Source organism: Mycobacterium sp. (genome assembly GCF_035623875.1).
GTDB lineage: Bacteria > Actinomycetota > Actinomycetes > Mycobacteriales > Mycobacteriaceae > Mycobacterium.
In genome coordinates this window covers 1-9,103 of the sequence record NZ_DASPSP010000260.1, presented here as the reverse complement: position 1 = coordinate 9,103, position 9,103 = coordinate 1, and the positions used below count along the sequence as shown (strand labels likewise).

The 9,103-nt window shown below is 66.0% G+C and carries 10 protein-coding genes; 4 read left to right on the top strand and 6 right to left on the bottom strand.

The window, feature by feature from the left end:
- Positions 1 to 859 (bottom strand): glutamate-1-semialdehyde 2,1-aminomutase (locus VEI45_RS21375; RefSeq protein WP_324856529.1); only part of this gene is annotated, 859 nt, incomplete at its 3' end.
- Between the two features lie 233 nt (positions 860 to 1,092).
- Between VEI45_RS21375 and VEI45_RS21370 the strand changes: the two genes are divergently transcribed.
- Together VEI45_RS21370 and VEI45_RS21365 are read left to right on the top strand one after the other, a co-directional pair.
- A complete protein-coding gene (locus VEI45_RS21370) occupies positions 1,093 to 1,491 on the top strand; it encodes a nitroreductase family deazaflavin-dependent oxidoreductase (RefSeq protein ID WP_324856527.1) in 399 nt (132 codons plus the stop codon).
- A complete protein-coding gene (locus VEI45_RS21365) occupies positions 1,488 to 2,363 on the top strand; it encodes a hypothetical protein (protein WP_324856526.1) in 876 nt (291 codons plus the stop codon). Before VEI45_RS21370 ends, VEI45_RS21365 begins: the two co-directional genes overlap by 4 nt.
- Here VEI45_RS21365 and VEI45_RS21360 read toward each other — a convergent pair.
- Entirely contained in the window at positions 2,344 to 2,745 is a 402-nt protein-coding gene (locus tag VEI45_RS21360; RefSeq protein WP_324856525.1) for a nitroreductase/quinone reductase family protein, read from the bottom strand. The two genes, VEI45_RS21365 and VEI45_RS21360, sit on opposite strands and share 20 nt — an antisense overlap.
- Before the next feature lie 22 nt (positions 2,746 to 2,767).
- Between VEI45_RS21360 and VEI45_RS21355 the strand changes: the two genes are divergently transcribed.
- The gene (locus tag VEI45_RS21355; RefSeq protein ID WP_324856524.1) at positions 2,768 to 3,163 is read left to right on the top strand and encodes a nitroreductase family deazaflavin-dependent oxidoreductase; all 396 of its coding nucleotides are present in this window, start codon (positions 2,768 to 2,770) and stop codon (positions 3,161 to 3,163) included.
- Between the two features lie 260 nt (positions 3,164 to 3,423).
- A complete protein-coding gene (locus VEI45_RS21350) occupies positions 3,424 to 4,833 on the top strand; it encodes a selenium-binding protein SBP56-related protein (protein ID WP_324856523.1) in 1,410 nt (469 codons plus the stop codon).
- A gap of 29 nt (positions 4,834 to 4,862) precedes the next feature.
- Here the strand turns inward: VEI45_RS21350 and VEI45_RS21345 are convergent, their stop codons facing one another.
- From VEI45_RS21345 to VEI45_RS21330, 4 genes are all read right to left on the bottom strand, one after another.
- Entirely contained in the window at positions 4,863 to 6,317 is a 1,455-nt protein-coding gene (locus VEI45_RS21345; RefSeq protein WP_324856522.1) for an amino acid permease, read from the bottom strand.
- Between the two features lie 16 nt (positions 6,318 to 6,333).
- Positions 6,334 to 8,163 carry an amino acid permease gene (locus VEI45_RS21340; RefSeq protein WP_324856528.1) on the bottom strand — a complete coding sequence of 610 codons (1,830 nt, stop codon included), beginning with the start codon at positions 8,161 to 8,163 and terminating at the stop codon, positions 6,334 to 6,336.
- A gap of 63 nt (positions 8,164 to 8,226) precedes the next feature.
- Positions 8,227 to 8,838: a helix-turn-helix domain-containing protein gene (locus VEI45_RS21335; RefSeq protein WP_324856521.1), complete on the bottom strand. Its 612-nt coding sequence runs from the start codon at positions 8,836 to 8,838 to the stop codon at positions 8,227 to 8,229.
- Positions 8,828 to 9,103: oxygenase MpaB family protein (locus tag VEI45_RS21330; protein WP_324856520.1), on the bottom strand; the 276-nt coding region annotated here is incomplete at its 5' end. The genes VEI45_RS21330 and VEI45_RS21335, both read right to left, overlap by 11 nt.

The following is a 9,103-nucleotide window of genomic DNA, read 5'->3' as shown; positions in this document are numbered from 1 at the left end:
ACACCGGCCCCAGCGGCGCCAGCCGTTCCATCACCTCGGCGCGGCCGCCGAACGCCGCAGCGGGCAACCCGCCGCTCATCACCTTGCCGAAGGTGAACAGGTCGGCGTCGACCGGATCGATTCCGTACCAACCGCTTCGGCCGACCCGAAATCCCGTCATCACCTCATCGATGATCAGCAGCGCGCCATGCTCGGCGGTGATCGCGCGCAGCGCCGCGTTGTAGCCGGGCGCGGGCGGGACGACGCCCATGTTCCCCGGGCTGGCTTCGGTGATCACCGCGGCGATCTGGTCACCGAACTGCGCGAAGGTCTGCTGCACGGCACCAATATCGTTGTACGGCAACACAATCGTGTCAGCGGCGGTGGCGCCGGTGACGCCGGGCGACGACGGCAGGCCGAGCGTCGCGACCCCGGAGCCGGCATCGGCGAGCAACGCGTCGACGTGGCCGTGGTAGCAGCCGGAGAACTTGACGATCTTGGCCCGGCCGGTGAACCCGCGGGCCAGTCGCACCGCGCTCATGGTGGCCTCGGTGCCGGAGTTGACCAGCCGAATCCGCTGCACCGGCGCCACCCGGTCGATGATCTCGGCGGCCAATTCAGTTTCGGCGGGCGTCGGCGCCCCGAACGACAACCCGGTGGCGGCGGCCTTGGCGACGGCGGCCACCACCGCCGGGTGCGCGTGGCCCAAAATCATCGGGCCCCACGAGCAGACCAGGTCGACATAGCGGTTGCCGTCGGCGTCGGTGAGCCAGCAGCCGTGGGCTTCGGTGATGAAGCGGGGGGTGCCGCCGACTGCCTTGAACGCCCGCACCGGCGAGTTCACTCCGCCAGGAATGACCGCGCAGGCGTCGTCGAACAGCTTCGCCGAGACGTCGGTGCGCGGCGACGATGCGGGCCGCTGAGCGGCCCGAGGAGGAGCCGCGCGATCGGATCGAGACACGTCTACCAGTGTCCCAGCCGCTGGGAGCGGCTTCACTACAGGGTGTAGTGGTCATTCTGAATGCAACATTGGTCACACCAGCCCCGCGGAGGTCTGGGCGATCCCTCGCGGAAGCGCCATCGCACGCGATATCAGACGGGTTTGATAGCGGTATGCAGCTACCGCAATGGCTGGCCCGGTTCAACCGGCACGTCACCAATCGCTTCTGGCGGTTGTGCGCCGGCTGGATTCCTGCGCACGGCATTGTCGAGCATGTCGGTCGGCGCTCGGGCAAGCCGTATCGCACGCCGCTAATGGTGTTCAACGCCGATATCAATGGGCAGCCGGGTCTGGCGATCCTGCTGTCGTATGGACCGGACCGCGACTGGCTGAAGAACCTGAAGGCGGCCGGCGATGGACGGATGCAGCGCTACGGCAAGACAATCGGCGTCGCGGACCCCCGGGTGGTGACCAGGGCCGAAGCGGCGGAGCACGTCAGCAGGGGGTGGCGGCCGATCATCGCCAGGGTGCCGTTCGAGCAGGCGGTGCTGCTCAGTAAGACCGACGGGTGATCCGGCCATCGGCCAGCGAGGTCGCCCTCGCCAGCGTCGGAGCCGTCCGCAACGACCCGCCCGGGCGGCTGGCCCTGCTGCGCCGCCAATACCAAGTGCCGCCGGACATCGACCGCGGCTATCTCCCCTACCGACAGGCGGCGTCGGCCTTCATGCGCTGGCAGCTGCGGCGAGGACTGCTCAACTCGATCGACTCGCCGACGCCGGGAAGTTCATGGTGGCGGGCGATCAACGAGCGCCTGCTCTACGACGTCGGCGAAGCCCGTGCGCTGGCCTTCGGCCATCCCGGGTCGCCGAGCTCACCGACGGTCGGCGCCTGGCTGGAGTTCATTCGACGCCCCAGCGCCGCACGCTGGTATCGGGCGCACAACATGAGTGTCGTCGGCGCCTATCTCGAAAACGAACACCTGGCGGCACGCGAAGGTCGGGTCGAACGGTTCTTCTGCAACGTGGTGCTGGCTCGGGTTCTCTACACCCATGCGATGGTCGCCGCGCCGCGGCTGGCGCTCGGCTGGCTGGCTCCCGCGGGCCCGTTTCTCGGCGATCCACGGCTGGGCATGACGGGCATCTTCCTGTCACTTTCGCGAGTGTTGCCCGACCGCTATCCGCTCGGTGACGACGTCGCGCCCTACGCGCAGGGCGAACACGGATTAGGCCACCTCCTCGACGTCGGCGTCATCACACCGCGGGTGGAACGCCTCTACGCGTGGTCGGCCAGCGAGCTGGACACTCCAGGCTTGAGACAGCTGCTGTCCGGCCAGACCCCTTGCTACGCCTGGCCCGCGGCTGACCAACAGCCGTGGAACCCGGCCCCGTCGCGGCTGGCCCGCCTGTCACGAAGGCTTTTGCCCGTCACGTCGTCGGTGCAGTGAGCGCGAATACCGGGTGGTCCGCCGGATCGGGCAGTTTGCGGAAGTAGCCGTCGACAGCCCTGCCCGCCTTCTTCTGATACGCGGTCAGGATCGCCTGGCGCTCCGGCGCGGGCGTTTCGCGCGCGACGTAGGTCACGGCGCCAGACTTGTTGGTTAGCGTGACGGTGGGATTGGCGCGGACGTTTTTGACCCACTGCGATTCGCCGCGGGTGGATACCAGATACCGGGTGCCGCCGATGTCGACGGTGACGACGGGAATGTGCTGCGGCTCCTTGCTGCCCCGCTTGGTGACGGTGAGGGTTTCGCTGTTGCTGATGCCGGTGGCCATTGCGATGCGGTTGAAGACCTTGGCGGTGAACCACGGCGGCTTGAGATAGGCCATGAGGTAAGAGTTTGATAGCGACATGCAACTACCGCAACGACTCGCCCGCTTCAATCGACACGTCACCAACCCCATTCAGCGGATGTGGGCCGGTTGGCTCCCATCGTTCGGCATTCTCGAGCACGTCGGGCGGCGTTCCGGCAAGGAGTACCGCACGCCGCTGAATGTGTTCAGCGCCGACGTGGACGGAAAGCCCGGTGTGGCGATCCTGCTGACCTACGGTCCCGACCGCGACTGGCTGAAGAACCTCAACGCGGCGGGAGGCGGACGGATGCGCCGCAATGGCAAAACCTTCGGCGTCACCGACCCGCGGACCGTCACCAAGGCCGAGGCGGCGGCGCATGTCAGTGCCCGGTCGCGGCGGATTTTCGCGAGAATGCCGTTCGAGCAGGCGGTTCTGCTGACCAAGACCGGCTAAGCGCCGGGCTCAACCGGCGGGTGACGTTGGGCGGCGACACGTTTGACGTGACCGACCCGCGCATTCTCCGGACCCGCTGATCCGAGCCGGCTGAAAACGCCACGACCGGACGCCGACTTTGGGCAGGTGGTCGATGAGTACCTCACCGGCTACGTCGACCGGCGCATGACCGGCCGCTGACAGCCGGCCCCGCCGGATACCACCGGTGCAAGTTGGCGAAAGTACCGCCTGGCTGGGTTCGGCAGAGGATCATCGTGCCCATGGCTGCGACAGATCCGACGTTTTACCGCAGCCCGGGCGCCGCCGCCGCGGCCACCCCTGAGCGGCTGGCGTATGTCGCGGCGTTTGACCCTGCGGGCATAAAAAACGATGCGCTCGCCGTGGTGGACTGTGACGCGGGCTCATCGACATACGGCGGCGTGGTCGGCTGGGCTGAACTGCCTTCGGCGGGTAACGAGCTGCACCACTTCGGCTGGAACGCATGCTCGAGCGCGCTGTGCCATGAGGGCCACGCCGGCCACCACAAGCTGGAGCGGCGCTACCTCGTCGTGCCCGGCATTCGCTCGTCGAACACGTTCGTCCTCGACACCAAGCCCGACCCGATCCACCCGAAGCTGACGCGCACAATCGAGGCCAACGAGCTTGCGGCCAAGGCCGGATACTCGCGCCCGCACACGGTGCATTGCGGGCCCGGCGGCGTTTTCATGTCCGCGCTCGGCGGCGCGGACGGCAGCGACGGACCCGGTGGCGTCGCGCTGATCGACCACGACACGTTCGAGGTGATCGGGCCGTGGGAGGCCGACCGGGGACCGCAATTCTTTGCCTACGACGTGTGGTGGCATCTGCGCCACGACACGGTGCTGACGTCGGAGTGGGGGACGCCGTCGATGCTCGAGAACGGGCTCAACCCCGACGACTTGCTCGGCCGCAAGTTCGGGCATCACCTGAACTTCTGGAGCATGAGCGAGCGCAAACTCACCCAGCGCGTCGACCTCGGCGATCAGCACCAGATGGTGCTCGAACTGCGCCCGGCCCACGACCCGGCCAAGGCGTGGGGTTTCGTCGGCGTGGTGATCAGCGTCGAGGATCTGTCGGCCTCGGTGTGGCTGTGGCACAAGGCCGGCGATCGGTGGGCCGTCGACAAGGTGATCACAATCCCGGCCGAGCCGGCCGACGCCGACACTCTGCCACCGGCCTTGCAGCCGTTTGGTGCGGTCCCACCGCTTGTCTCCGACATCGACCTGTCGGTGGACGATCGCTGGCTGTACGTATCATGTTGGGGCACAGGGGAGCTCAAGCAGTATGATGTCAGTGACCCGTTCCACCCGCGAGAGACGGCCTCGGTGCGGCTGGGCGGGATCGTGCGACGCGCGCCGCACCCGTCGGCGGCAGAGATGCCGCTCAGCGGTGGGCCGCAGATGGTCGAGATCAGCCGCGACGGCCGGCGCGTGTATTTCACCAACTCGCTGTACGGGGCGTGGGACGAAGTGTTCTACCCCGACGGTGTCGGCGCCTGGATGGCCAAACTCGATGCCGACGTCACCGCCGGCGGTCTTGTGCCCGACACCCGCTTCTTCCCGCACGGCGATGAGTTCCGCGGCCTGCGGGTGCACCAAGTCCGGCTCCAGGGCGGTGACGCGTCCAGCGATTCGTACTGCTTCACGAGTTAGCGGCTCGCCAAGACGGTAGTTGCCGCTGTTTATTCGGCTGCCTGTTCCGGGTCGGCATCCTGCGGTGGGCCGAATACCTGATCCTCCCATGCGGTTTCGCTCGCGAGTGCCATGGCGGATTTTTCATGACCCGTCGGCGGCGCGACCCGCGCGCGTCGCCACTTGCTGAGAAAATACAGCACCACCACCACGGCCCAGGACAGCAGGCTGAGCCAAAACTGGCCGCGGACAGTGCTATTGAACGCCATTTGCACCAGCACGCCGATGATCGCGGCCAGCGTCAGGATCGAGAGTACCGGGAAGAGCCACATTTTGACCCGCAGCTTTTCCGGCGGCGTCTTGAAGCGCAAAACGATCTGCGACAGCGCGATCAACAAGTAAACGAAAAGCACGATGGCACCCGACGAGTTGAGCAGGAAGGTGAACACCGAGCCGGGAGCAACCGCGGCCATGATTACGCATAGAAATCCCACTACCGATGAGCACAGGATCGCCATGTACGGCACGCCGCGTCGGCTGACTTTCAACAGCTGGGCCGGCGCCTCTTGTCGGGCGGCCAGCACGAACAGCATCCGCGATCCGGTGTACAGCCCGGAGTTCAAGCAGGAGAGCACCGCGGTAAGCACGATCGCATTCATGATCTGATCCGCACCGCGGATTCCCATGTGCTTCAACGCCGCGACGTACGGCGACGCGCCGATCTCCACCGAGTTCCACGGTTGGATCACAACCAGCAGAAAAACCGAGCCCACGAAGAAGATAGCGATGCGAGCGGCCACCGCGTTGGTCGCTCGGTGAATTGCGCGCTCGGGATTGGGCGTTTCGCCGGCGGCGATGGTGGCGACCTCCGCGCCGACCATCGAGAAGATCACGACGACGATCGCGGCGAATACCCCGCTGACGCCGTGCGGGAAGAACCCGCTGTGAGCGGTGAGGTTCGAAAAATCCAGGTGCCGACCGGGCCACAGCCCCAGGACGAATACCGTGCCGAGAACGAGGAAAATCACGATGGTCGCGACTTTGATTCCGGCGAACCAGAATTCGAATTCCCCGAAGGACGACACGGAGAACAGGTTGGTCGTGGTCATCGTCAGCATCAGAATCAGCGCCACCAGCCACAACGGCGCATTGACCCAGTAATTGAAAACTTTCGCGCCGGCAACCGCCTCGAAACCAACGACGATCACCCAGTAGTACCAATACAGCCAGCCCACCGAGAAACCCGCCCAACCGCCCAGCGCATCGCGCGCGTAGTCGGCGAACGATCCCGTCGAGGGGTTCGCGGTGGCCATTTCGCCGAGCATCCGCATCACCAGGATGATCAGCACGCCGCACAGTGCATAGGTCAAAAAGGCCGCGGGGCCGGCGGTTTGGATCACCACACCCGACCCGACGAAAAAGCCGGCGCCGATGACACCGCCGATCGCGATCATGGTGAGTTGCCGCTGCGACAGCCCCTGGCTCAGCTGCGGTGTGGCACCCATACCTACGGTCTGTACGTCAGGTCGCTCGAGCTGGCGCAGCGGCGAAATCCACCGTCCGCTGCCGAGGTACCACGTGGGTGACCGGAAGTGGGAACGCCGCACGTGCTTTGTCGACCAGCCCGAGCCGCAGCCACGATGAGCGTGCCTCGGCGATGACCAGTTGGTCGGGCTGGAAGCTCTGCACCGCGGCGGCCAGCGCGCGCAACGGTCGGTAGTCGCCGAGTTCTCCGTCGGCGGGCAGTCCGATGTCGCGAATCGCGGTCAGGATCGCATCCAGACGTTCGTGCGCAGCCGCAACGGTGGCGTCGAGCACAAAGAGCGGACCGGTGCGCTCGGCCTGGCCGGTGTCGACCGGATTCACCGGAACGCAGATGAAGTATTCGGCACGCTGTTGAGCGTCAACGCGCCGCACCACGTCGAAAAGCTCGTTCGTGGAGACGTTCTTGTTGGCCAACACCAGCACACGATTGGCCTTGCCGGTCGGCGGCAGCGCGGGCTCGTGCTTGGCCGGCCCACGGCGCCACCTGGGCGCGAAGTACAGCGCCAAGACGACCACCCAGGACAGCAGGCCCAGCCACAACTCGGTGCGAGCCCGGGGGTCGAGCGCCATCAGCACGAGCACGCCGACGATCCCCACCAGGGTGAGCACCGACAGTCCCGGGAAGAACCACATCTTGACCCGCAAGCTTTTCGACGACGTCCGGCGGCGCAACACAATCTGGGAGAGCGCGATCACCAAATACACCGAGAGAACCAGGGAGCCAGACGATTTCAGCAGGAAGACGAAAACGGCGCCCGGGGCGACCCAGGCCATGACCACGCACAGAAAGCCCACCACCGACGAACACAAGATGGCGACGTAGGGCACCCCGCGTCGACCCACTTTGACCAACTCCATCGGAGCTTCCTGCCGGGCGGCCAGCACGAACAGCATCCGGGACGCGGTGTAGAGCCCCGAGTTCAGACACGACAGCACCGCGGTGAGCACCACCGCATTCATGATGTGGCTCGCCGCGGGAATCCCCATCTCTCCCAGCGCGGCAACGTATGGCGAGGTGCCCGGTTGGTGTGAGTTCCACGGCACAATCACCGCGAGCAGGAATACCGACCCCAGGTAGAAGATCACGATCCGGACGACCACGGATTTGGTCGCCCGCGCAACAGCACGCTCGGGATCCGCCGTTTCGGCAGCCGCGATGGTGGCCACCTCAGCACCGACCATCGCAGAGATGACGACGGAGACGGCACCGAAGATCGCGCCGACGCCGTGCGGGAAGAAACCGCCATATGCGGTGAGGTTGCTGAAGTCGATCCCGTGCTGCGGCCAGGCTCCCAGAACGAATAGCGAGCCAAGACCCAAAAAGACCACGATGACGGCGACTTTGATTCCGGCGAACCAGAATTCGAATTCACCGAAGGTAGCGACCGAGAACAGGTTGGTCGCCGTCATCCCCACCATCAGGATCAGCGACAGCAACCACAGCGGCGCTTTAATCCAGTAGGAGAGAACCGCGCCGCCAGCGATCGCCTCGAAGCCGACCACGACGACCCAGAAGTACCAATACAGCCAGCCCACCGAGAAGCCGGCCCAACCACCGAGGGCTTGCCGGGCGTAGTCGGCGAACGAACCGGTCGACGGGTTCGCGGTGGCCATCTCCCCGAGCATGCGCATCACCAGGACGACGAACACCCCGCACACCGCGTAGGTGATGAAGGCGCCGGGACCGATCTCGCCGATGATGACGCCGGATCCCACGAACAAGCCAGCGCCGATCACGCCCCCGAGCGCGATCATGTTGAGCTGGCGTTGCGAGAGCCCGCGACGCAGCTGCGATGCCGAGCTCATGTGGGCCTCCTGCATCTGCAGCATGACGGGACGCTAGCACCCCGATACGCACTCCCGCTCGATTCAAACCGGCACGGCGCGTACCACGGCGGGCAGGCTGGGCAGGAAGTGCTCGGTGGCAAAAGCGCGTATGTCGTCGGCGGCACTCAGGGGTTTGCGGCTGGGCAACAGCAGCACCATCGTCGCGTAACGCAGGATGGTTTCGGCCAGTTCGTCGATCGCCTGGTCCCCGATCCGCTCGGCAAAGCCGTCGGGGAAGATGATTCGCAGTGCCGCGGCCATCCGCTCGAGCACGGCATCCCAGTGCTGGTCAGCCAACTCGAGCATCAGGCCGGGCTCGTCAGCGAGCATCCGGGTCAGCACGCGGTGCTGCCGGAAACGCATGATCGACAGCGTGAACGCTTCGACATAGTAATTTGATTGCGGCCGACGGCTTTTCATTTCCTCGGCGATGTCGGCGAAAAGCACCGCATTTTCCCGGTCGATGACGGCGGCGACCAGTTCGTCGCGTCCGGCGAACCGGCGGTAGATGGTGGTGCGGCTGACCCGCGCGCGGCGGGCTACGTCGTCGAGCGCGACGCGGCGGAAGCCGTGCTGTTCGAACTTGACGACCGCGGCGTCGAGGATGGCAGTGGTGGCGTGGTCAGTGAGGTCGGTTGGGTTGTTAGCGGGCATAGCCCGCCTGGGCAAACCTGTTGTAGCGCAGCCGCATCGGAAGATGCTCCCACAGCCAGTTGACCGGCCGCGACCGCCACACTGCGGCGAAACGCTGGTAGCGGCGCTCCTGGCGGTCGCTCCAGGGCAGACCGAGCAGGGTGCGCGCCCGCGGCGGGAGGCCGCCGGTCGTCAGAAACGCCGCGACCGGGTTGAACGCCGGCGAGACCACGCGCCACACCAGAGGCGGCACACTCTTGGGGCACGGGAACCCCTTAGTCACATA

Bases quoted from the DNA above. Each gene is read 5' to 3' on its own strand.
- VEI45_RS21370 (WP_324856527.1), top strand. From the start codon at position 1,093: ATGCAGCTACCGCAATGGCTGGCCCGGTTCAACCGGCACGTCACCAAT.
- VEI45_RS21360 (WP_324856525.1), bottom strand. From the start codon at position 2,745: ATGGCCTATCTCAAGCCGCCGTGGTTCACCGCCAAGGTCTTCAACCGC.
- VEI45_RS21355 (WP_324856524.1), top strand. From the start codon at position 2,768: ATGCAACTACCGCAACGACTCGCCCGCTTCAATCGACACGTCACCAAC.
- VEI45_RS21350 (WP_324856523.1), top strand. From the start codon at position 3,424: ATGGCTGCGACAGATCCGACGTTTTACCGCAGCCCGGGCGCCGCCGCC.
- VEI45_RS21345 (WP_324856522.1), bottom strand. From the start codon at position 6,317: ATGGGTGCCACACCGCAGCTGAGCCAGGGGCTGTCGCAGCGGCAACTC.
- VEI45_RS21340 (WP_324856528.1), bottom strand. From the start codon at position 8,163: ATGAGCTCGGCATCGCAGCTGCGTCGCGGGCTCTCGCAACGCCAGCTC.
- VEI45_RS21335 (WP_324856521.1), bottom strand. From the start codon at position 8,838: ATGCCCGCTAACAACCCAACCGACCTCACTGACCACGCCACCACTGCC.